Raw genomic sequence first — 22551 nt, 5'->3', positions numbered from 1 at the left:
CCACATGGAGGCCATGCGGTGAACACCCTGCCGCAGCAGCTGGCCAACGGGCTGTTCCTCGGCTCGATGTACGGGCTGATCGCCATCGGCTACACGATGGTGTACGGCATCGTCCAGCTCATCAACTTCGCCCACGGCGAGATCTTCATGACCGGCGGCTTCGGCGCGCTCACGGTCTACCTCGCCCTGCCGGACGGCATATCCATGTGGATAGCCCTGCCGGCGATGCTCATCGGCGGCGCGCTGGTCGCCGTGCTCATCGCCGTCGGCGCCGAGCGCTTCGCCTACCGCCCCCTGCGCGGGGCGCCGCGCCTCGCCCCGCTGATCACCGCGATCGGTCTGTCGCTGGCCCTGCAGCAGGCGGTCTTCAACTGGTACCCGGAGGCCAAGTCGGCCCGGGTCTTCCCGCAGCTGCCGTTCGGACCGCTGCACCTCGGTTCGGTCACCGTGCAGAGCGGTGACGTCTTCCTGATCGTCGCCGCCCCGGTGTGCATGGCCGTCCTCGCCTTCTTCGTCCGCCTCTCCCGCACCGGCCGCGCCATGCAGGCCACCGCGCAGGACCCGGACACCGCCCAGCTGATGGGCATCGACACCAACCGCATCATCGTCGTCGCCTTCGCCATCGGCGGCTTCTTCGCGGCGGTCGCCGGCCTGTCCTACGGCCTGAAGTACGGTTCCGTCTCCTACGACATGGGCTTCATCGCCGGTCTGAAGGCGTTCACCGCGGCGGTCCTCGGCGGCATCGGCAACATCTACGGCGCCATGCTCGGCGGCCTCGTCCTCGGCCTCGCCGAGGCCATGGCCACCGCCTACATCGCCGACATCCCCGGCATGCAGCAGCTCGGCGGAGGCGGCTGGGCCGCCGTGTGGGCCTTCGTCCTCCTCATCCTCGTACTCCTCTTCAGGCCACAGGGCCTGCTCGGCGAACGCGTCGCGGACAGGGCGTGAGCAGCATGACCGACACCGAGAAGACTCCCGTCGTCCCGCTCCCCCCGGCCCTCGCACGCCCCCTGGCCGCGATCGGGGCCGTCTTCACCATCGCCTCCACGTTCATGTCCTGGACCTGGACGTCCGAGTTCCCCGGGGACCTGACCGTCTACGGCTACCCGGCGGGGCTGCAGGTGATCACCCTCGTCTGCGCCGCGATCGCCCTGGTGTACGCCCTCGCCGGCTACGGCGTCCGCGGGCTGGACCGGCTCAACCCCAGCGGCAGCAACAACACCCTGGCGCTGTTCGCGCTCGGCACCTTCGCCGTCGTCTGGTTCACCGTCATCGCCATCGCCGTCGACCTCGGCGGCCTGGTCAACGTCGACCCCGGCGGCTTCGTCGCCGCCGTCGCCGCCCTCGTCCTGGCCGCCGGCGCCCTCGGCCTGCCCCTCGACCGGCGCACCGCCGCGTCCCTGGAGCAGCCGAGCTGGGCGGCGCGCCCGGTCCTCGGCGTGTGCTACCGCGCGCTGCGCGTCCTGCGGCTCACCAAGCCGGCGTACCCCCGCCGGGCCGCGGCCACGGCCCTGGCCGAACGCCTCGCCATCACCGTCGGCACCGCGCTCGCCCTGGTGGTGTTCACCTACGGCATCGGCATCGACAACGACGCGAGCGAGACCTTCATCGGCTACCTGCTCGCGCTGGTCTTCGGCGCCTGGGCCCTCGTCAACGCCGGCCTGCTGGACCGCTACGCGGCCGTCTCCGCCCGCCACAAGGGCTTCGCCGCGGCGCTCGCGTTCGCCGCCGCCGTGATCTTCCCCTTCACCCAGAGCGACGACCACAACGCCAACATCGGCGCCAACATCCTAATCTTCGCCACCGTGGCCCTCGGCCTGAACATCGTCGTCGGCCTCACCGGTCTGCTGGACCTCGGCTACGTCGCGTTCCTCGGCGTCGGCGCCTACGCGGCCGCCCTCGTCTCCGGCTCGGAGTACTCCCGGTTCTCCGGCGTGCAGTTCCCCTTCTGGGCCGCGGCCCTGACCGGCATGGCCGCCTCGCTGGTCTTCGGCGTGCTGATCGGCGCGCCCACGCTGCGGCTGCGCGGCGACTACCTGGCCATCGTCACCCTCGGCTTCGGTGAGATCTTCCGCATCACCGTCAACAACCTCGACGGCGACTCCGGGCCGAACATCACCCGCGGCCCCAACGGCATCACCCAGATCCCGGACCTGGACATCCTCGGGTTCAACCTGGGCGAGGCGCACGACATCGGCGGGTTCACCCTGGGCCGGTTCGCCAACTACCTGTTCCTGATGCTCATCGTCACGGCGATCGTCGTACTCGTCTTCACCCGTGCCGCCGACTCCCGCATCGGCCGCTCCTGGATCGCCATCCGCGAGGACGAGACCGCCGCCACCGCCATGGGCATCAACGGCTTCCGGGTCAAGCTGATCGCCTTCGCGCTCGGCGCCTCCCTCGCGGGCCTCGCCGGCACCGTGATGGCGCACGTCAACTACAGCGTCAACCCGCAGCCGTACCAGTTCGCCGGCGCCGCCCCGCCCAACTCGGCGTTCCTGCTGGCCGCCGTCGTCCTCGGCGGCATGGGCACCGTCAGCGGCCCGCTGCTCGGCGCCAGCGTGCTCTACCTGGTCCCGGAGAAGTTGCAGTTCCTGCAGAACTACGAGCTGCTGGCCTTCGGCGTCGCGCTGATCCTGCTGATGCGCTTCCGGCCGGAGGGCATCATCGCCAACCGCCGGCGCCAGCTGGAGTTCCACGAGACCGGCCAGCTGGACGTGCCGGAACAGAAGACGCTCACCGGCGAACCGGCCGTCACCAAGGCAGGGGCGTGAGGAACCATGACGACACCTGTACTCGAAGCCCGTGACGTCACGATGCGCTTCGGCGGCCTGACCGCCGTCCGGTCCGTCGACTTCACGGTCAACAGCGGCGAGATCGTCGGCCTGATCGGTCCGAACGGCGCCGGGAAGACCACCTTCTTCAACTGCCTCACCGGCCTGTACGTCCCCACCGAGGGCACGGTCGCCTACCGGGGCGAGGTGCTGCCGCCCAAGCCGCACCTGGTGACCCAGGCGGGCATCGCCCGCACGTTCCAGAACATCCGGCTCTTCGCCAACATGACCGTCCTGGAGAACGTCCTGGTGGGCCGCCACACGCGGACCCGGGAGGGGCTGTGGTCCGCGCTGCTGCGCGGCCCCGGTTTCCGCAAGGCGGAGCGGGAGTCCGAGGCGAAGGCCATGGAACTGCTGGAGTTCGTCGGTCTCGCCGCCAAGCGCGACCACCTGGCGCGCAACCTGCCCTACGGCGAGCAGCGCAAGCTGGAGATCGCGCGGGCGCTGGCGAGCGAGCCGGGCCTGCTGCTGCTGGACGAGCCGACCGCCGGCATGAACCCGCAGGAGACCCGGACCACCGAGGAACTGGTCTTCGCCATCCGGGACAAGGGCATCGCCGTGCTCGTCATCGAGCACGACATGCGCTTCATCTTCAACCTGTGCGACCGCGTCGCCGTCCTCGTCCAGGGCGAGAAGCTCGTCGAGGGCACCTCCGACGTCGTCCAGGCCGACGAGCGCGTCGTCGCCGCCTACCTGGGCGAGCCCTTCGAGGGCGACCCCGGCCTGGCGGAGGCCGCGGAGGTCGAGGCAGCCGAGGCCGGGGCCGTGAGGGCCGGGGCCGCCGGCGCGGAGAGCACCACCGGCACCACCGAGGGAGAGGCCCAGTGACCGCACTGCTGGAGGTCGAGGACCTCAGGGTCGCCTACGGCAAGATCGAGGCCGTCAAGGGCATCTCGTTCAGCGTCGAGGCCGGCCAGGTCGTCACCCTCATCGGCACCAACGGCGCCGGCAAGACGACGACCCTGCGCACCCTGTCGGGCCTGCTGAAGCCCGTCTCGGGGCGGATCGTCTTCGACGGCAGGCCGCTGACCGACGTCCCGGCGCACAAGATCGTCGCGCTGGGGCTGGCCCACTCCCCCGAGGGCCGGCACATCTTCCCGCGCCTGACCATCGCCGAGAACCTCCAGCTCGGCGCCTTCCTCCGCAAGGACAAGGAGGGCATCGAGAAGGACATCGAACGCGCCTACGACCTGTTCCCCATCCTGGGGGAGCGCAGGAAGCAGGCCGCGGGCACCCTCTCGGGCGGTGAGCAGCAGATGCTGGCGATGGGCAGGGCGCTGATGTCCCGGCCGAAGCTGCTGATGCTGGACGAGCCGTCCATGGGGCTGTCGCCGATCATGATGCAGAAGATCATGGCGACGATCGCGGAGCTGAAGTCCCAGGGCACGACGATCCTGCTGGTCGAGCAGAACGCCCAGGCGGCGCTGTCGCTCGCCGACCGGGGGCACGTCATGGAGGTCGGCAGCATCGTGCTGTCCGGCTCCGGCCGGGACCTGCTGCACGACGAGTCGGTGCGCAAGGCGTACCTGGGCGAGGACTAGCCGCCCGCGGACGTGACGAGGCCCGCGCCCCGGTCGGGGCGCGGGCCTCGTCACGTCCGCGGGCCGCGCGGGCTCAGCCCTTCTTGGCGGCCTTCTTCTCCTCGGCGTCGGTGATGACCGCCTCGGCGACCTGCTGCATCGACATGCGGCGGTCCATGGAGGTCTTCTGGATCCAGCGGAAGGCGGCCGGCTCGGTCAGCCCGTACTCGGTCTGCAGGATCGACTTGGCGCGGTCGACCAGCTTGCGGGTCTCCAGCCGCTGGGTGAGGTCGGCGACCTCCTTCTCCAACTGCTTCAGCTCGGTGAACCGGGAGACGGCCATTTCGATCGCCGGGACGACGTCGCTCTTGGAGAAGGGCTTGACCAGGTACGCCATGGCGCCGGCGTCCCGGGCGCGCTCGACGAGGTCGCGCTGCGAGAAGGCGGTGAGCATCAGGACCGGCGCGATGGACTCCTCGGCGATCCTCTCGGCCGCGGAGATGCCGTCCAGCTTGGGCATCTTGACGTCGAGGATCACCAGGTCGGGCCGGTGCTCGCGGGCCAGCTCGACGGCCTGCTCACCGTCCCCGGCCTCGCCGACGACGGTGTACCCCTCCTCCTCCAGCATCTCCTTGAGGTCGAGCCGGATCAGGGCCTCGTCCTCGGCGATGACGACGCGGGTCGTCAGCGGAGGCACGTGCGACTTGTCGTCGTCGGTCACGTCTGCGGGCTGGGGCGACTCGGCGGTCACGGGGGCTCCTCGTTCAGGGCAGGGGTACTGCTGACAAGAGCCTACCTAGCTACGGTATGGTGGACGCGCGCAGGGTCCGGGAAAACCTTCGATTCTGCGAGCCCCGGTAGCCCAATTGGCAGCAGGCAACGGATTCAAAACCCGTACAGTGTCGGTTCGAGTCCGACCCGGGGCACTTCTTCCTTGGATTCCAAGATTACCGGCACCAAGCGGATGTCCACGTTCTCGTGAACATCCGCTTCTTTTCGCGTGCCGCCCCTTTTCCTTATTTCGGGCTGTCGTCCTCGCCGATGTGGTGGACCCGGACCATGTTGGTCGAGCCGGAGACGCCGGGCGGGGAACCCGCCGTGATCACCACCACGTCGCCCTTCCGGCAGCGGCCGTACTTCAGGAGCAGTTCGTCCACCTGCCCGACCATGGCGTCCGTGGAGCCGACGTGCGGGCCGAGGAAGGTCTCCGCGCCCCAGGTGAGGCTGAGCTGGGAGCGGGTGGCCGGCTCGGGGGTGAAGGCCAGCAGGGGGATCGGCGAGCGGTAGCGGGACAGCCGGCGGGCGGTGTCTCCCGACTGGGTGAACGCCACGAGGAACTTCGCGCCGAGGAAGTCGCCCATCTCGGCGGCGGCCCGGGCGACCGCGCCGCCCTGGGTGCGGGGCTTGTTCCGCTCGGTCAGCGGCGGCAGGCCGGCCGCGAGCATGTCCTCCTCGGCCGCCTCGACGATCCTCGCCATGGTCCGCACGGTCTCGATCGGGTACCTGCCGACGCTGGTCTCCCCGGAGAGCATCACCGCGTCCGTGCCGTCGAGGACCGCGTTGGCCACGTCGGAGGCCTCGGCGCGGGTCGGGCGGGAGTTCTCGATCATCGAGTCCAGCATCTGGGTGGCCACGATGACCGGCTTGGCGTTGCGCCGGGCGAGCTTGACGGCCCGCTTCTGCACGATCGGGACCTGCTGCAGCGGCATCTCCACGCCGAGGTCGCCGCGGGCGACCATGATGCCGTCGAACGCGGCGACGATGTCGTCGATGTTCTCCACCGCCTGCGGCTTCTCCACCTTGGCGATCACCGGCAGCCGGCGGCCCTCCTCGGCCATGATGCGGTGGACGTCCGCGGCGTCCCGGCCGCTGCGGACGAAGGACAGGGCGATGACGTCGAAGCCGGTGCGCAGCGCCCAGCGCAGGTCGTCCTCGTCCTTCTCGGACAGGGCGGGCACGGAGACGGCGACGCCGGGCAGGTTCAGCCCCTTGTGGTCGGAGACCATGCCGCCCTCGACCACCCGGGTGTGCACACGGGGACCGTCGACGGAGGTGACCTCCAGGCAGACCTTGCCGTCGTCCACGAGGACGCGTTCGCCGGGGGTGACGTCGGCGGCGAGGCCGGCGTAGGTGGTGCCGCACCGCCGGCGGTCGCCGTCGACGCCCTCCTCCACGGTGATGGTGAAGGAGTCGCCGCGTTCAAGGAGTACGGGCCCTTCGGCGAAGCGGCCGAGCCGGATCTTCGGACCTTGAAGGTCGGCGAGGAGACCGACGCTGCGGCCGGTCTCGTCGGCCGCCTTGCGTACGCGCTGGTAACGCTCCTCGTGCTCGGCGTGGGTGCCGTGGCTGAGGTTGAACCGGGCGACGTCCATTCCGGCCTCGACCAGTGCCTTGATCTGGTCGTACGAGTCGGTGGCGGGCCCCAGGGTACAGACGATTTTTGCTCGGCGCATGAGTCGAGCGTAGGGCTTACCCGCCGGTAGAGAATCCGGCCCACATGATCACTCAAGAACCCTTGGGCAAAGGAGTCCTGACGAGTGTTGAATTGTGCGGCGAACCGCTCCGATGAGCAATCGTTTCCGGACGCACGCCCCGCGCCGCCCGTGTTTCACAGCCGCGGCGGCGCCATCGTGAAGCGGGCCTCGACCCCGGCGGCGACGCGCAGCCGGGCGGGCTCCAGGTCGAGCGGCTCGGCGGGCTCGGAGGCGTCGGCCCGGGACATGCGCCGCGCCCCGCGGGCGAAGGACGACAGGCCGGGCCGCGACGGCTCCGTACCCGTGTCGGCCAGCTCGGTCAGCGCGGCGAGGGTGGTGCCCAGGGCCTCGGCGTACTCCCGGGCGCGCTGCACGGCCTCGGCCACCGCCCGCCGCCGCGCCTCGGCGTGCACCGGCGAGCCGGGGCGCAGCGACCACCAGGGGCCGTCCACCCGGGTCAGCTCCAGGTCGGCCAGCCGGGTGGTGAGTTCACCGAGCACGGTGAAGTCGGAGAACTCGGCGCCCAGGTGCACCCGGCCCCGATAGCTGCGGACCCGCTCGCCCCGGCCGCGCTCGGCCAGTTCGGGGGTGAGGGAGAAGGCGCCGGTGGACAGCTCCTCCACGGCCCGGCCGTAGGACTTCACGAGGTCCAGGACGGCGGTGTTGCGGCGGGTGAGGTCGTCCAGGGTGGAACGCCGGTCCCGGCCGCGGGCGCCGACCGTGATGCCGATCCGCGCGACCTCGGGCTCGACGTCCAGCTCCGCCTCCCCGCGGACGACGAGGAGGGGTGCGTCGGGGGTGCCGTGCCGTGCGGTCGCCGCAGAGGTCATACGCCCCACTGTGTCAGTTTTTCCCGTCGGGGCGGCGGGACTTCGCACAAGAGGTCACCGTATCGAAACCTCTCGGACCTGTTGCCCCCCGCCACGCCCGGGTCAGAATCTACGCGCGTCGTTCACCCGCTCCCGAGGAGACCCAGCCATGCCGCTGAACCGCCGGAAGTTCCTGAAGAAGTCCGCCGCGACCGGGGCGGGGGTGGCGATCGCCGGTGCGGCGGCGGCTCCGGCGGCCCGGGCGGCCGAGGCGGGGCGGCCCGCGAAGCACGTCAAGCGGTACTCCCTCACCGTCATGGGCACCACCGACCTGCACGGGCACGTCTTCAACTGGGACTACTTCAAGGACGCGGAGTACACCGACGCCGCGGGCAACGCCGTGGGCCTGGCCCGTGTCTCGACCCTGATCGAGCAGGTCCGCCAGGAGCGGGGCCGCCACAACACGCTGCTCGTCGACGCCGGTGACACGATCCAGGGCACCCCGCTGACGTACTACTACGCGAAGGTCGACCCGATCACCGCCGAGGGCGGGCCGGTGCACCCGATGGCCCAGGCGATGAACGCCATCGGGTACGACGCGGCGGCCCTCGGCAACCACGAGTTCAACTACGGCATCGAGACCCTGCGCCGGTTCGAGGACCAGCTGGACTTCCCGCTGCTCGGCGCCAACGCGGTCGACGCCAAGACCCTGAAGCCGGCCTTCCCCCCTTACGTCATCAAGACCTTCCGCGTGCAGGGCGCCCCGCCGGTCAAGGTCGCCGTGCTGGGCCTGACCAACCCCGGCATCGCCATCTGGGACAAGGCCTACGTGCAGGGCAAGCTGGCGTTCCCGGGCCTGGAGGAGCAGGCCGCGAAGTGGGTGCCGAAGCTGCGGTCGCTGGGCGCGGACGTGGTCGTGGTGTCGGCGCACTCGGGCACCTCCGGCACCTCGTCCTACGGCGACCAGCTGCCGTACGTGGAGGACGCGGCCGCCAACGTCGCCCGCCAGGTGCCGGGCATCGACGCCATCCTAGTCGGGCACGCGCACCTGGAGATCCCCGAGCTGAAGGTCGTCAACGAGCGGACCGGGAAGACGGTCGTGCTCTCCGAGCCGCTGTGCTACGCCGAGCGGCTCACCGTGTTCGACATCGAGCTGGCGTTCAGCAGGGGCCGCTGGGAGGTCGAGTCGGTCTCGGCCTCGCTGCGCAACTCCGGCACGGCCGCCGACGACCCGAAGATCACCAAGCTGCTCAAGGACGAGCACGCCAAGGTCGTCGCGTACGTCAACCAGGTCGTGGGCCGGGCCACCGAGACCCTGACGACCGTCGAGGCGCGCTACAAGGACGCCCCGATCATCGACCTGATCACCAAGGTGCAGGAGGACGTGGTCAAGGCCGCGCTGGCCGGCACCGAGTACGCCTCGCTGCCGGTGATCGCACAGGCCTCGCCGTTCTCCCGGACCTCGCAGATCCCGGCCGGCGACGTGACGATCCGGGACCTGTCGAGCCTGTACGTGTACGACAACACCCTGGTCGCCAAGGTGCTGACGGGCGCCCAGGTGCGGGCGTACCTGGAGTACTCGGCGGGGTACTACGTGCAGACCGCCGCCGGGACGGCGGTCGACGTGGAGAAGCTGACGAACGCGGGCGGCCGGCCGGACTACAACTACGACTACGTCTCGGGTCTGGCGTACGACATCGACGTCGCCCGGCCGGCCGGTTCGCGGATCAGGAACCTGACCTACGGCGGTGCCCCGCTGGACGACGCCCAGCAGTTCGTGTTCGCGGTGAACAACTACCGCGCCAACGGCGGCGGGGCCTTCCCGCACGTCGCCTCGGCCAAGGAGCTGTGGTCGGAGTCGACGGAGATCCGCACCCGGATCGCCGAGTGGGTCACCGCCCGGGGCGTCCTGGACCCGAAGGACTTCGCGTCCTCGGACTGGAGGCTCACCCGCGACGGCACGCCGGTCTTCTGACGGGCGGGGGTCCCCGCGAAGGGCCCGCGGTGGCGGGGCGGCGTCGCCCCGCCACCGCGGGCCCTTCCGTCCGCCGCGCCGTCCCGTCCGTCGCCGTCTCCCGCCGGACGGAGCCGGCTGCCGCTCCCGGCGGTCCTGCGGCACCCGGGGCCGGGCCTCCCGGAGGCCGAAGGTGGTGAAGGCCGTCCGGCCGGGGAGCGGGTAGGCGCACCCGCCGGTCAGGGGGTTGAGGATGCAGGCGCTGCGCCAGGCGGCGAGGTCGGGGGCGCCGACGCCGTGGGTGTGCAGTCCCACGTTCTGGACGTACACCGATCCGGTGGCCGAGGGGTCGAGGACGAGCCGGAAGTCCTGGTCCACGCGCGGGCGTTCGCTGCCGTCGCGGCGCAGGTGGGGGTCGAGTCCGGCGAGGATGCGGCCGAGGGGGTGCTCGCGGTAGCCGGTGGCCAGGACGACGGCGTCGGTGCTCAGGCGGGAGCGGCTGCCCTGTGCGGGGTGTTCCAGGTGCAGTTCGATCCTCGCGGCGTGCGGAGGCTCGGCGTGCCCGGTGAGCGGGTGCTGGTGCGCGAGCCCGGCCCCGCGGACGAGGGGCCGCTGCCGACGCTGTTCCGGGAGTGCGGGGACTGGTTCGCGGCGGCGGGGCCGCCGTCGGGGCCGGGCGGCGGGCAGAGCCCGTTCCACCCGCTGCCGGACGGCGCGGACCCGGACGGCAAGGTGCTCCTGGTGCCGGAGCGCGACGGTGCGGTCGCCGGCCCGGTCGACGCCGTACGGGATCACCCGGGGCCCGGCACGGTGGCGGTGGGGTTGTTCCTGCCGCGGCCGGGGCGCCCGGCGCCGGCCGGGCCGCGGCACCCGGCACCGTCCCGGCGGAGCGCCCGGGGGTGGCCGGGTCAGGCACCCCGCGCGCCCCGCACGGACCGGGCCGGCGGACACCCGGCCCGGCCCGGCCGGGGCCGCGCGCCCGGTACCGCCCCGGCCGGGTTACTCCCCCCGGACCCGGAGCGCGCGGGCCAGGTCGTCGAGTTCGTCGACGAGTCTGCGGCGCAGGGCCGCGGTCGGGCCGGCGTCGCGCAGGCAGACCTCGCCGAGGGCGAGGTTCTCCGCGTCGACGGCGTGGTGCGGGAAGGCCCAGCGGCCGGCGGCGGCGGCGATGGCGGGGCCGCGGCGGGCGGCGACCGCGACCGCGTCCTGGTAGTAGCGCGGCACGTACTCCCGGACCAGGTCGGCCTGTTCGGGCTGCCAGAAACCCTGCGCGGTGGCGGTGAACAGGTAGTTCGACAGGTCGTCGCCGGCGAACATCGCCTCCCAGGCCGCGCGCTTGGCCGCCGCGTCGGGCAGCGCGGCCCGGCAGCGGGCGGCGCCCTCCTGGCCGGTGGCGGACGGGTCGCGCTGCAGCTCGGCGGCGATGGCGGCCTCGTCGGTGGCGCCGAGGACGGCGAGCCGGGCGAGGACGCGCCAGCGCAGCTCCGGGTCGAGTTCCGGCCCGCCGGGCACGGTGCCCTCGGCGAGCCAGGCGGCGATGGTGTCGGGGTGGACGGCCGCGTCGACGAAGTGCCGTACGGCGATCAGGCGCAGGCCGGGGTTGTCGCCGTCCTCGGTGCGGCGCAGCAGGTCGCGGCAGAGGGAGGTGAGGGTGCCGAGGGCGGCCGGGCGCTCCCCGGGGCCGAGGTAGCGGCCGGCGATCTGCGCGGAGGCGAAGGCGAGGACGCCCTCCACGAGGGCCAGGTCGGTCTCCAGCGGGAGGTGGGCGCGGGCCGTCTCCAGGTAGGCGCCGGGCGGGAGTTCGCCGTCGCGGACGGCGTCCCGCAGGGCGTTCCACACCACCGCGCGGGTGAGCGGGTCGGGCAGCCCGGACAGGCCGGTGCGGACCGTCGCGAAGGACTCCTCGTCGAAGCGGACCTTGGCGTAGGTCAGGTCGCCGTCGTTGAGCAGGAGCAGCGCGGGCCGCTTGCCGATGGGCTGCGGTGCGGCCTGCGGGACGTCGAGGTCGACGCGTTCGCGCAGGGTGAGGCGGCCCTCGTCGGTGAGGTCGCGGTCGTACAGCCCGGCGGTGACGCGGTGCGGCCGGCTGCCGGCGCGGTCGACGGTCAGGGCGCAGGTGCCGTCGGCGGACGCGATCCTCGGGGTGAGCGTGTCGACGCCGGTGGTGCGCAGCCAGGCGTCGGCCCAGGCGTGGACGTCGCGTTCGGTGGCGGCGGCGAGGGAGTCGATGAAGTCGGCGAGGGTGGCGTTGGCGAAGCGGTGCCGCCGGATGTGGACGTTGATGCCGGCGAGGAAGTCCTTCTCGCCGAGCCAGGCCACCAGCTGGCGCAGCGCGGAGGCGCCCTTGGCGTAGGAGATGCCGTCGAAGTTGAGCAGGGCGGCGGCCGTGTCGTCGACGGCCTCGGGGGCCACGGGGTGGGTGGAGGGGCGCTGGTCGGCGTCGTAGCCCCAGGCCTTGCGGGCAACGCCGAACTCGACCCACGGCTGGGTGAAGCGGGTCGCCTCCAAGGTGGTCTGGTAGCCCATGTACTCGGCGAAGGACTCGTTCAGCCAGATGTCGTCCCACCACCTGAGGGTGACGAGGTCGCCGAACCACATGTGGGCCATCTCGTGGGCGATGACCATCGCGCGGGTCTGCCGCTCGGTGTCGGTGACGGCGGAGCGGTAGACGAAGTCGTCGCGGAAGGTGACCAGGCCCGGGTTCTCCATGGCGCCCGCGTTGAACTCGGGGACGAACGCCTGGTCGTAGGAGTCGAAGGGGTACGGTTCCTCGAACTTCTCGTGGTAGCGGTCGAAGCAGGCGCGCGTGACCTGGAGGATCTCCTCGGCGTCGGCCTCCAGGTGCGGGGCGAGGGAGCGGCGGCAGTGGATGCCGAAGGGCAGGCCGCGGTGCTCGGTGCGCACCGAGTGCCAGGGCCCGGCGGCGACCGCGACGAGGTAGGTGGAGATCAGCGGCGTCGCGGCGGCCCGCCAGCGGCCCTGGCCGAGGTGCTCGGTGACGCCGTTGGCGAGTACGGTCCAGCCCTCGGGCGCGGTGACGGAGACCTCGAAGACGGCCTTGAGGTCGGGCTGGTCGAAGGCGGCGAACACCCGCTGGACGTCGTCCATGAACATCTGCGTGTAGACGTAGGTCTCGCCGTCGGTGGGGTCGGTGAAGCGGTGCATGCCCTCGCCGGTGCGGGAGTAGGGCATGGCCGCGTCGACGTGCAGTTCGTGCTCGCCGGCGGTGAGGTTCTTCAGCGGCAGCCGGCCCTCGCGCAGGTCCCCGGGGTCGAGGGGCTGTCCGTCGAGGGTGACGGCGCGCAGCTCGGTGGGCTTCAGCTCGACGAACGTGTCCCCGTCGGACCGTGCGGTGAACCGGATCCCGGTGCGGGAGCCGAAGACCTCGTCCCCCGTGGTGAGGTCGAGTTCGACGGAGTAGTGGTGGACGTCGAGGAGCTGTGCTCGGAGCTGCGCTTCGTCGCGCGTGAGTACGGACATGCGGGCCATGCTGCCCGATGGCGCCGACGGCGCACAGGCGTGGTTCGTTACACGGTGTATGTCCGGTTCCGCAACCGCCCGCCGCCACCGGCGGTCACCGGCCCCGCCGCGCCGCCGCCGTACCGCTGGTCAGCCGGCCGACGCCGGTTGCTCGTGGGCGGTGTCGTCGGCGATGCGTTCGTGGTGCCGGATCACCTCGGCGATGATGAAGTTCAGGAACTTCTCGGCGAAGGCCGGGTCGAGGCGGGCGTTCTCGGCGAGGGTGCGCAGCCGTTCGATCTGCCGGGCCTCGCGGGCCGGGTCGGCGGGCGGCAGCTGGTGCGCCGCCTTGAGCCGGCCGACCTGCTGGGTGCACTTGAAGCGTTCGGCGAGCATGTGGACGACGGCCGCGTCGATGTTGTCGATGCTCTCGCGCAGCCGCTCCAGTTCCTGGCGGACGGCGGGGTCCACGTCACCGGTGCCGGTGTTGCTGATGGTCATGGGCGTCCACCCTAGGGGAGCGGCGCGCTCCTCTCACCGGCCGACCAGCATGCGATCGGTCCCGTCGCGCCGATCGGCCGGAACGAGGCACGGGGAGCGCGGGGCGCGGCCGCTGCCCGCCGGCGCGCGCCCGCATACAGTGGGAAGGGGGTCCCGGGTGTCCTTGGGGGTCGGACGTGGCGAACGGCGGACCGGTCGAGCACGGCTACCCGCACCTGGAGACGGTGCGGGCCGCCGTCACCGCGCTGTACCGGCGGCTGTCCTGCGACACCGTGCGGACCTTCGCGGCCAGCGTGCCCCCCGCCGACGTGGCCTTCTGCGACACCGACGACCTGCACCTCAGGGCCCAGCGGGTGGCCCGGGAGATCGTGCGGCACTTCCGGTTGCCGGACGCGCGGCTGGTCGTCGGCTTCCGGCGGATGACCCACGCGGCGAACGTCGAGCTGACGGCGGGCCCGGAGTACTTCGTCGAGCTGAACGACCGGTTCCGCACCCATCGCCGGGACATCGGGGCGGCGCTCGCCCACGAAGTGGCCCACGTCTACCTGCACCGCCTCGGCCTGTCCTTCCCGACCACGGCGCACAACGAGATCCTGACGGACACGGTGACGACCTACCTCGGCGCGGGGTGGCTGCTGCTGGACGCCTACCGCGAGGACGGCGCCTCCTCCCAGAAACTGGGTTACCTCACGCCGGAGGAGTTCGGTTACGTCCTCGCCAAGCGCTCGCTGGCCTTCCACGAGGACCCCTCCGTGTGGTTCACCAGCCCGCAGGCCCACACCGCCTACGGCAGGGGCATGGCCACCGCCCGCCACGACGGGCAGCAGCCTCCGCTGACCGGGGCCGGCCGGGCGGGCCGCCACCGCTACGCCCACGACCGCAGGCAGGCCCCGGGCACCCGGCCGGAGGTCCCCTACGCCTTCTCCTGCGACCCCGCCGGCCGGCTCCGCGTCTCCTTCCCCTGCCCCACCTGCCACCAGCGGATCAGGGTGCCCGTGCGGGGCAGGGTCCGGGTGCGGTGCGGCCTGTGCCGGACGGTCCTGGAGTGCGACACCTAGGACTTTCGTCCGGATCGGGCCGGCCCGGGCTCCCCGCCGCACGCGCTGCGACCGGCGCGCCTGCCCGTCCCGCCGCTCGCCCCGGACGGTCCGGCCGCCGGCGCGTCCGGGGCGGTCCTCGGCCCCGGCGTACGCCCGCGCCCCGCGGGACACCCGCCGCACCCCGGGCCGGACGGGCGTGTGCGTGCTCCTGCCCGCCCCGCCGCCGGGCTCGGCGCGGGCGGGGTGCCGGGGCTCGCGGCGCAAGCGGCCCGCGGCGCCCCGTCCCGGCAGGACGAGGCGGCGCCTGCCCCGGTGTCCGGTCGGGGACGTGAGGGGGCAGGCGCCGTCTGGTGTTCCGTACGCCTTTGTACGGGACGTTCCGGGGGGCTCGTCAGACCGTCAGGGCGCGGTCCGTCGGGCGGACGGGGGCCGGCAGGTCACTGGCCCCGGTCAGGTAGCGGTCGACGCCACGGGCGGCCGAGCGGCCCTCCGCGATGGCCCAGACGATGAGCGACTGGCCGCGGCCGGCGTCGCCGGCGACGAACACGCCCGGCACGTTGGTCTGGAAGTCGGCGTCGCGGGCGATGTTGCCGCGCTCGTCCAGTTCCAGGCCGAACTGGTCCACGAGGCCGTTCTCGCGGTCCGTGCCGGTGAAGCCCATGGCGAGGGCGACCAGCTGGGCCGGGATCTTGCGTTCGGTGCCCGGCTTCTGCGTCAGCCTGCCGTCGACGAACTCGACCTCGGCCAGGTGCAGCCACTGCACGTTGCCGTCCTCGTCGCCCTCGAAGTGGGTGGTGGAGGCGGAGTAGATCCGCTCGCCGCCCTCCTCGTGGGCCGAGGTGACCTTGTACAGGATCGGGAAGGTCGGCCAGGGCTGGCTGACCGGGTGCCGCTCCTCGTTCGGGCGGGGCATGATCTCCAGCTGGGTGACGGAGGCCGCGCCCTGGCGGTGGGCGGTGCCCACGCAGTCGGCGCCGGTGTCGCCGCCGCCGATGACGACGACGTGCTTGCCCTCGGCCGAGATCGGCGGGGTGACGTAGTCGCCCTCCTGGACCTTGTTGGCCAGCGGCAGGTACTCCATCGCCTGGTGGATGCCCTTGAGCTCACGACCGGGGACCGGCAGGTCGCGGGCGGTGGTGGCGCCGGCGGCGACGACGACCGCGTCGTACCGCTTCCTGAGGTCGGTCGCCTTCAGGTCGCGGCCGACCTCGACGCCGGTGCGGAAGCGGGTGCCCTCCGCGCGCATCTGCTCGATGCGGCGGTTGATGTGCCGCTTCTCCATCTTGAACTCGGGGATGCCGTACCGCAGGAGGCCCCCGACGCGGTCCGCGCGCTCGTAGACGGCGACCGTGTGGCCGGCCCGGGTCAGCTGCTGGGCGGCGGCCAGGCCCGAGGGGCCCGAGCCGATGACCGCGACCGTCTTGCCGGACAGGCGCTCGGGGATCTGCGGGGCGACGTCCCCGGTCTCCCACGCCTTGTCGATGATCGAGACCTCGACGTTCTTGATGGTGACCGGCGGCTGGTTGATGCCGAGCACGCACGCCGACTCGCAAGGAGCCGGGCAGAGGCGGCCGGTGAACTCCGGGAAGTTGTTCGTGGCGTGCAGGCGCTCCGAGGCCGCCGCCCAGTCCTCGCGGTAGGCGTAGTCGTTCCACTCGGGGATCAGGTTCCCCAGCGGACAGCCGTTGTGGCAGAACGGGATGCCGCAGTCCATGCAGCGGCCGGCCTGCTTGCTGATGATCGGCAGCAGGGAGCCGGGGACGTAGACCTCGTTCCAGTCCTTGACCCGCTCGGCGACGGGGCGGGTCTTGGCGACCTCACGGCCGTGGTTCAGGAAGCCCTTCGGGTCAGCCATTGCTCGCCGCCTCCATCATCTTCTCGGTGGTCTCGGTCTCGGAGAGACCGGCTCGCTCGGCGGCGTCCTTGGCGGCGAGCACTGCCTTGTACGTGCTGGGGATGATCTTGCTGAACCGCGCCACGGCCCTGTCCCAGTCGGCCAGCAGCTTCCCGGCGACCGTCGATCCGGTCTCCTCGGCGTGGCGGCGCACCACGTCGTGCAGCCACTGCCGGTCCGTGTCGTCCAGTTCCTCGACGGCGTCGGCGTTGCCGGCGTTGACGTCGTCGCGGGCCAGGTCGATGACGTAGGCGACGCCGCCGGACATGCCCGCCGCGAAGTTGCGGCCGATCGGGCCGAGGACGACGGCGTGACCGCCGGTCATGTACTCGCAGCCGTGGTCGCCCACGCCCTCGGAGACGACCAGCGCGCCGGAGTTGCGGACGCAGAACCGCTCACCGGTGCGGCCGCGCAGGAACAGCTCGCCGCCGGTGGCGCCGTAGGCGATGGTGTTGCCGGCGATGGTCGAGTACTCGGCCAGGTGGTCGGCCGCGCGGTCCGGGCGGACGATGATCCGGCCGCCGGACAGGCCCTTGCCGACGTAGTCGTTGGCGTCGCCCTCCAGGCGCAGTGTGACGCCGCGCGGCAGGAACGCGCCGAAGGACTGGCCGGCCGAGCCGGTGAAGGTGATGTCGATGGTGTCGTCGGGCAGGCCGGCGCCACCGAACTTCTTCGTCACCTCGTGGCCGAGCATGGTGCCGACCGTGCGGTTGATGTTGCGGATGGCGACCTGGGCGCGCACCGGCTGGGCCCCGGCGGCGTCCGGGGCGGCGAGCGCGTCCGCGGCGAGTTTGATCAGCTCGTTGTCCAGCGCCTTCTCCAGACCGTGGTCCTGGGCGACCAGCCGGTGGCGGACCGCGCCCTCGGGCAGCTCGGGGACGTGGAACAGCGGCTCTAGGTCCAGGCCCTGCGCCTTCCAGTGGGTGACCGCGCGCTCGACGTCGAGCACCTCGGCGTGGCCGACGGCCTCCTCGATGGAGCGGAAGCCCAGCTCGGCGAGCAGCTCGCGGACCTCCTGCGCGATGAACCGGAAGAAGTTGACCACGTACTCGGCCTTGCCGGAGAAGCGGTCGCGCAGGGTGGGGTTCTGGGTGGCGATGCCGACCGGACAGGTGTCCAGGTGGCACACGCGCATCATCACGCAGCCGGAGACGACGAGCGGCGCGGTCGCGAAACCGAACTCCTCGGCGCCCAGCAGCGCGGCGATGATCACGTCCCGGCCGGTCTTGAGCTGGCCGTCCGTCTGCACCACGATCCGGTCGCGCAGGCCGTTGAGCAGCAGGGTCTGCTGCGTCTCGGCCAGGCCCAGCTCCCAGGGGCCGCCCGCGTGCTTCAGCGAGGTCAGCGGGGAGGCACCCGTGCCGCCGTCGTGGCCGGAGATCAGGACCACGTCCGCGTGCGCCTTGGAGACGCCCGCGGCGACCGTGCCGACGCCGACCTCGGAGACCAGCTTCACGTGGATGCGGGCCTGCGGGTTGGCGTTCTTCAGGTCGTGGATCAGCTGCGCCAGGTCCTCGATGGAGTAGATGTCGTGGTGCGGCGGCGGGGAGATCAGGCCGACGCCCGGCGTGGAGTGCCGCGTCCTGGCGACCCAGGGGTAGACCTTGTGGCCGGGCAGCTGGCCGCCCTCGCCTGGCTTGGCGCCCTGGGCCATCTTGATCTGGATGTCGTCCGCGTTGACCAGGTACTCGGAGGTGACGCCGAAGCGGCCCGAGGCGACCTGCTTGATCGCCGAGCGGCGCGCGGGGTCGTACAGTCGCTCCGCGTCCTCGCCGCCCTCACCGGTGTTGGACTTGCCGCCCAGCTGGTTCATGGCGATGGCGAGGGTCTCGTGCGCCTCCTTGGAGATGGAGCCGTACGACATCGCGCCGGTGGAGAAGCGCTTGACGATCTCGGAGACCGGCTCGACCTCCTCGACCGGGACCGGCGCGCGGCCGGACTTGAAGCCGAACAGGCCGCGCAGCGTCATCAGGCGCTCGGACTGCTCGTTCACGCGGTCCGTGTACTTCTTGAAGATGTCGTAGCGGCCGGTGCGCGTGGAGTGCTGGAGGCGGAAGACCGTCTCCGGGTCGAACAGGTGCGGCTCGCCCTCGCGGCGCCACTGGTACTCGCCGCCGATCTCCAGCGCGCGGTGCGCGGGAGCGATGCCGGAGGCGGGGTAGGCCTTGGCGTGGCGGGCGGCGACCTCCCGGGCGACGACGTCGATGCCGACGCCGCCGATCTTGGTGGCGGTGCCGTTGAAGTACTTCTCCACGAAGGTCTCGTCCAGGCCGACGGCCTCGAAGACCTGGGCGCCGCGGTAGGAGGCGACGGTGGAGATGCCCATCTTGGACATGACCTTCAGCACGCCCTTGCCGAGGGCGTGGATCAGGTTGCGGATGGCCTTCTCGGACTCGATGCCGTTCAGGAAGGTGCCGGCGCGCAGTAGGTCCTCGACGGACTCCATCGCCAGGTACGGGTTGACCGCGGCGGCGCCGTAGCCGATGAGCAGGGCGACGTGGTGGACCTCGCGGACGTCGCCGGCCTCGACCAGCAGGCCGACCTGGGTGCGCTGCTTGGTGCGGATGAGGTGGTGGTGGACGGCCGAGGTGAGCAGCAGCGAGGGGATCGGCGCGTGCTCGGCGTCGGAGTGCCGGTCGGAGAGCACGATCAGGCGGGCGCCGTTGCCGATGGCCGCGTCGGCCTCGGCGCAGATCTCGTCGAGGCGCGCGGCCAGCGCCTCGCCGCCGCCGGAGACCCGGTACAGGCCGGAGAGGGTCGCCGCCTTGAGGCCGGGCATGTCGCCGTCGGCGTTGATGTGAATGAGCTTGGCCAGCTCGTCGTTGTCGATGACCGGGAAGGGCAGGGTGACCGTGCGGCAGGAGGCGGCTGTCGGCTCCAGCAGGTTCCCCTCGGGGCCCAGCGACGAGCGCAGGGAGGTGACCAGCTCCTCGCGGATCGCGTCCAGCGGCGGGTTGGTGACCTGCGCGAACAGCTGGGTGAAGTAGTCGAACAGCAGCCGCGGGCGCTCGGACAGGGCCGCGATCGGCGAGTCGGTGCCCATGGAGCCGATCGGCTCGGCGCCGGTGCGGGCCATCGGCGCGAGGAGGACGCGCAGCTCCTCCTCGGTGTAGCCGAAGGTCTGCTGGCGGCGGGTGACCGAGGCGTGGGTGTGCACGATGTGCTCGCGCTCGGGCAGGTCGCCCAGCTCGATCTCGCCGGCCTCCAGCCAGTCGGCGTACGGCTTCTCGGTGGCGAGGGCCGCCTTGATCTCGTCGTCCTCGATGATGCGGTGCTCGGCGGTGTCCACGAGGAACATGCGGCCGGGCTGGAGCCGGCCCTTGCGGACGACCCTGGCCGGGTCGATGTCGAGGACGCCGACCTCGGAGCCGAGGACGACGAGGCCGTCGTCGGTGACCCAGTAGCGGCCGGGGCGCAGGCCGTTGCGGTCGAGCACGGCGCCGACCTGGGTGCCGTCGGTGAAGGTCACGCAGGCGGGACCGTCCCAGGGCTCCATCAGCGTGGCGTGGAACTGGTAGAAGGCGCGCCGGGCCGGGTCCATGGAGGCGTGGTTCTCCCACGCCTCCGGGATCATCATCAGCACGGAGTGCGGCAGCGAGCGGCCGCCGAGGTGCAGCAGCTCCAGGACCTCGTCGAAGGAGGCGGAGTCGGAGGCGTCCGGGGTGCAGACGGGGAAGACGCGGTCGATCCGCTCCTGCGGGCCGAACAGGTCGGAGACCAGCTGCGACTCGCGGGCGCGCATCCAGTTGCGGTTGCCCTTGACGGTGTTGATCTCACCGTTGTGCGCGACGAACCGGTAGGGGTGTGCGAGCGGCCACGAGGGGAAGGTGTTGGTGGAGAAGCGGGAGTGCACGAGCGCGATCGCGGAGGCGAAGCGGCGGTCGGACAGGTCCGGGAAGAAGGGCTCCAGCTGGCCGGTGGTCAACATGCCCTTGTAGACGATCGTCCGGGCGGACAGGGACGGGAAGTAGACCCCGGCCTCGCGCTCGGCGCGCTTGCGCAGCACGAACGCCCTGCGGTCCAGCGCGATGCCCGCGCTGGCGCCGTCGGTGACGAAGAGCTGGCGGAAGACCGGCATGGTGGAGCGGGCGGTGGCGCCGAGCAGCTCGGGGGCGACCGGGACGGCGCGCCAGCCGAGCACGGTGAGGCCTTCCTCGGCCGCGATCGCCTCGATGTGCGAGACGGCGTCCTCGATGCCCTCCTCCGGCAGGAAGGCGATGCCGACGGCGTACGAGCCCGCCGCGGGCAGGTCGAATCCGGCCACCTCGCGGAAGAAGGCGTCCGGCACCTGGGAGAGGATGCCGGCGCCGTCGCCGGAGTCCGGCTCGGAGCCGGTGGCACCGCGGTGCTCCAGGTTGCGCAGGACGGTGAGCGCCTGTTCGACCAGCGTGTGGGACGCCTCGCCGGTAAGGGTGGCCACGAAGCCGACGCCGCAGGCGTCGTGCTCGTTGCGGGGGTCGTACATACCCTGCGCAGCAGGGCGAGCATCCATGAACGACCACTTCTGGCCATTCGAGGAATGCTGGGACGGCTGGCGCGGCGTACGCATCGGCTCTCCCGTCGTCGTCATGTGGCATGTGCTGGTGCCGAGGGACGACGTTGGCCCTCTGCGGGGGATGCAAAATTTCGTGCAGGTTACATGATGGAACGGTTCTCGGGAAGCGGATACTGCGTTCCATCATGCGGACGCCGCAGGGGTGGCCGGCGGGGTGCCACGGGGTCGCGGCGGGTGCCGCGCACGGGCGGCGGAAGAAAATGGGGGCCGGACCGGACGAGATCGATCTGATCGGTGTCCGTCGGCCCGGGAGGGCCGGGGGAAGCGTCGCCGCTGTCCCGAGGTGTGCGTCACGGGCGTCATTGCCCGCGGCGCGTACGGCTCATGCCCGGTGGTAAAGCTTCCGAAACCAGCGGGTAACGGCTACTTATGCGGCCCCGCGCATAAGTTCCGGCGGCATCATCCTACGGCCGTTCCGAACAGGCCGCCCAGGGCGTACGTCACACCGGCCGCCGCGCCGCCCAGCGCGAGCTGGCGCAGGCCGCTGTACCACCAGCTGCGCGCGGTCACCCTGGCCACCACCGCACCGCAGCCGAAGAGCCCGGCGAGCGCGAGCAGCACGGCCGGCCACAGGGCGCTCGCGCCGAGCAGGTAGGGCAGCAGCGGCAGCAGGGCACCCAGGGCGAAGGACCCGAACGACGACACCGCCGCGACCAGCGGCGAGGGCAGGTCGCCGGGGTCGATGCCCAGTTCCTCGCGGGCGTGGACCTCCAGCGCCTGCTCGGGGTCCTTCGACAGCTGCCGGGCCACTTCACGGGCCAGCGCGGGCTCCACGCCGCGGGCCGCGTAGAGTGCCGCCAGTTCGTCCTCCTCGTCCTGCGGGTGCCTGCGCAGCTCGCGCCGCTCGACGTCCAGCTCCGCCTCGACGAGTTCGCGCTGCGAGGCGACCGAGGTGTACTCGCCGGCCGCCATGGAGAAGGCGCCGGCCGCGAGGCCGGCGAGGCCGGTGATCACGATCGTCCGGTGGCTGACGGAGCCGCCCGCGACGCCGGTCATCAGCGCGAGGTTGGAGACCAGGCCGTCCATGGCGCCGAATACGGCGGGGCGCAACCAGCCGCCGTTCACGTCGCGGTGCGTGTGGTTGTCTCGGTGCGCCTCGTGCAGCGCGGCCTCGGTGTCGATGATGGCCATGCGGGACCCCCGGGGAAGCTTAGCCAAAGCTAACTTTGGACGAGTTCTATTTTTTGACAACACCGAACGTACGCCATTCATTTCCCGTGCGCCAGCAAGGAAAGGCTCGGCTAACCTGCACTTTTGCCAGTTTCACTCATATGTGCTAGGTAACCCTCAGATGTCGACCGGGTGACGCGTGGCCCGTCGGAGCTCATCCGTGTGCCTGCCGTGGGGGCGCATCCGCCTGGGCGCCGTGGCCTTCGTGCCACGGCGCCCAGGCGCTGTCCGAGGGCCGCTTCGCCGACGCGCCGGTGGTCGCGGCGGCCCCGGGGCCGGTCCCGCCACCGGCGCGCGGGCCGAGCACCGCCCCGGGGGGGGCACGGCGGCGGTCGGCGGTG

Annotated in this window: 14 protein-coding genes, 1 tRNA gene and 1 pseudogene; 7 read left to right on the top strand and 9 right to left on the bottom strand. The window is 72.0% G+C overall.

Going from position 1 to position 22551, the window contains the following annotated elements; translation table 11 throughout:
- Positions 1-18 precede the first annotated feature (18 nt).
- Genes QQY24_RS23245 through QQY24_RS23230 form a run of 4 tightly spaced genes read left to right on the top strand, consistent with a single transcriptional unit; the run spans position 19 to position 4375 of the window.
- Entirely contained in the window at positions 19-948 is a 930-nt protein-coding gene (locus QQY24_RS23245) for a branched-chain amino acid ABC transporter permease (protein ID WP_301974645.1), read from the top strand.
- Positions 949-953: 5 nt separating this feature from the next.
- A complete protein-coding gene (locus QQY24_RS23240; RefSeq protein WP_301976335.1) occupies positions 954-2774 on the top strand; it encodes a branched-chain amino acid ABC transporter permease in 1821 nt (606 codons plus the stop codon).
- 6 nt (positions 2775-2780) lie between these two features.
- Entirely contained in the window at positions 2781-3662 is an 882-nt protein-coding gene (locus tag QQY24_RS23235) for an ABC transporter ATP-binding protein (protein WP_301974644.1), read from the top strand.
- Positions 3659-4375 carry an ABC transporter ATP-binding protein gene (locus QQY24_RS23230; RefSeq protein WP_301974643.1) on the top strand — a complete coding sequence of 239 codons (717 nt, stop codon included), beginning with the start codon at positions 3659-3661 and terminating at the stop codon, positions 4373-4375. The genes QQY24_RS23235 and QQY24_RS23230 overlap by 4 nt, the downstream gene beginning before the upstream one ends.
- A gap of 73 nt (positions 4376-4448) precedes the next feature.
- On the opposite strand, the gene QQY24_RS23225 is transcribed toward QQY24_RS23230, so the two are convergent.
- Positions 4449-5105, bottom strand: coding sequence for an ANTAR domain-containing response regulator (locus QQY24_RS23225; RefSeq protein ID WP_301974642.1), 657 nt, complete (start codon positions 5103-5105; stop codon positions 4449-4451).
- Positions 5106-5205: 100 nt separating this feature from the next.
- Here QQY24_RS23225 and QQY24_RS23220 point away from each other — a divergent pair.
- Positions 5206-5280, top strand: a tRNA-Leu gene (locus QQY24_RS23220).
- Between the two features lie 90 nt (positions 5281-5370).
- Here QQY24_RS23220 and pyk read toward each other — a convergent pair.
- On the bottom strand, positions 5371-6807 hold the full coding sequence (pyk, locus tag QQY24_RS23215) for a pyruvate kinase (RefSeq protein ID WP_301974641.1): 1437 nt from the start codon (positions 6805-6807) through the stop codon (positions 5371-5373).
- A gap of 155 nt (positions 6808-6962) precedes the next feature.
- A complete protein-coding gene (locus tag QQY24_RS23210) occupies positions 6963-7658 on the bottom strand; it encodes an SIMPL domain-containing protein (RefSeq protein WP_301974640.1) in 696 nt (231 codons plus the stop codon).
- 148 nt (positions 7659-7806) lie between these two features.
- Here QQY24_RS23210 and QQY24_RS23205 point away from each other — a divergent pair, with 148 nt between their 5' ends.
- A complete protein-coding gene (locus QQY24_RS23205; protein ID WP_301974639.1) occupies positions 7807-9612 on the top strand; it encodes a bifunctional UDP-sugar hydrolase/5'-nucleotidase in 1806 nt (601 codons plus the stop codon).
- A 126-nt stretch (positions 9613-9738) separates the two neighbouring features.
- On the opposite strand, the pseudogene QQY24_RS23200 reads toward QQY24_RS23205, so the two are convergent.
- From QQY24_RS23200 to QQY24_RS23190, 3 genes and pseudogenes are all read right to left on the bottom strand, one after another.
- Positions 9739-10128: pseudogene (locus QQY24_RS23200) on the bottom strand (lysine 6-monooxygenase); the annotation flags it as partial.
- A 462-nt stretch (positions 10129-10590) separates the two neighbouring features.
- Complete coding sequence (gene pepN / locus QQY24_RS23195) at positions 10591-13071, bottom strand: aminopeptidase N (protein ID WP_301974638.1); 2481 nt, start codon at positions 13069-13071, stop codon at positions 10591-10593.
- 129 nt (positions 13072-13200) lie between these two features.
- Positions 13201-13551 (bottom strand): chorismate mutase, encoded by a 351-nt coding sequence (locus QQY24_RS23190; RefSeq protein WP_301974637.1) that lies wholly within the window; start codon positions 13549-13551, stop codon positions 13201-13203.
- Positions 13552-13727: 176 nt separating this feature from the next.
- Between QQY24_RS23190 and QQY24_RS23185 the strand changes: the two genes are divergently transcribed.
- The gene (locus tag QQY24_RS23185) at positions 13728-14609 is read left to right on the top strand and encodes a hypothetical protein (protein ID WP_301974636.1); all 882 of its coding nucleotides are present in this window, start codon (positions 13728-13730) and stop codon (positions 14607-14609) included.
- 373 nt (positions 14610-14982) lie between these two features.
- Here the strand turns inward: QQY24_RS23185 and QQY24_RS23180 are convergent, their stop codons facing one another.
- The 3 genes from QQY24_RS23180 to QQY24_RS23170 all read right to left on the bottom strand — a co-directional run bounded on the left by QQY24_RS23180 (position 14983) and on the right by QQY24_RS23170 (position 22171).
- Positions 14983-16446: a glutamate synthase subunit beta gene (locus QQY24_RS23180; RefSeq protein ID WP_301974635.1), complete on the bottom strand. Its 1464-nt coding sequence runs from the start codon at positions 16444-16446 to the stop codon at positions 14983-14985.
- On the bottom strand, positions 16439-21034 hold the full coding sequence (gene gltB, locus QQY24_RS23175; RefSeq protein ID WP_301976334.1) for a glutamate synthase large subunit: 4596 nt from the start codon (positions 21032-21034) through the stop codon (positions 16439-16441). The genes QQY24_RS23180 and gltB overlap by 8 nt, the downstream gene beginning before the upstream one ends.
- A 405-nt stretch (positions 21035-21439) precedes the next feature.
- Positions 21440-22171, bottom strand: coding sequence for a VIT1/CCC1 transporter family protein (locus tag QQY24_RS23170; protein ID WP_301974634.1), 732 nt, complete (start codon positions 22169-22171; stop codon positions 21440-21442).
- Positions 22172-22551: the final 380 nt, after the last annotated feature.

It is taken from the genome of Streptomyces sp. TG1A-8, from assembly GCF_030499535.1.
Lineage (GTDB): Bacteria > Actinomycetota > Actinomycetes > Streptomycetales > Streptomycetaceae > Streptomyces.
Note: the sequence above shows the minus strand (reverse complement) of the source record. Positions and strands in the feature narration are given on the sequence as shown.

Excerpts from the sequence above, each read along its gene's own strand:
- QQY24_RS23180 (WP_301974635.1), bottom strand. The coding sequence starts at position 16,446 with ATGGCTGACCCGAAGGGCTTCCTGAACCACGGCCGTGAGGTCGCCAAG.
- QQY24_RS23205 (WP_301974639.1), top strand. The coding sequence starts at position 7,807 with ATGCCGCTGAACCGCCGGAAGTTCCTGAAGAAGTCCGCCGCGACCGGG.
- QQY24_RS23170 (WP_301974634.1), bottom strand. The coding sequence starts at position 22,171 with ATGGCCATCATCGACACCGAGGCCGCGCTGCACGAGGCGCACCGAGAC.
- QQY24_RS23190 (WP_301974637.1), bottom strand. The coding sequence starts at position 13,551 with ATGACCATCAGCAACACCGGCACCGGTGACGTGGACCCCGCCGTCCGC.
- QQY24_RS23210 (WP_301974640.1), bottom strand. The coding sequence starts at position 7,658 with ATGACCTCTGCGGCGACCGCACGGCACGGCACCCCCGACGCACCCCTC.
- QQY24_RS23235 (WP_301974644.1), top strand. The coding sequence starts at position 2,781 with ATGACGACACCTGTACTCGAAGCCCGTGACGTCACGATGCGCTTCGGC.
- pyk (WP_301974641.1), bottom strand. The coding sequence starts at position 6,807 with ATGCGCCGAGCAAAAATCGTCTGTACCCTGGGGCCCGCCACCGACTCG.
- pepN (WP_301974638.1), bottom strand. The coding sequence starts at position 13,071 with ATGTCCGTACTCACGCGCGACGAAGCGCAGCTCCGAGCACAGCTCCTC.
- gltB (WP_301976334.1), bottom strand. The coding sequence starts at position 21,034 with ATGCGTACGCCGCGCCAGCCGTCCCAGCATTCCTCGAATGGCCAGAAG.
- QQY24_RS23240 (WP_301976335.1), top strand. The coding sequence starts at position 954 with ATGACCGACACCGAGAAGACTCCCGTCGTCCCGCTCCCCCCGGCCCTC.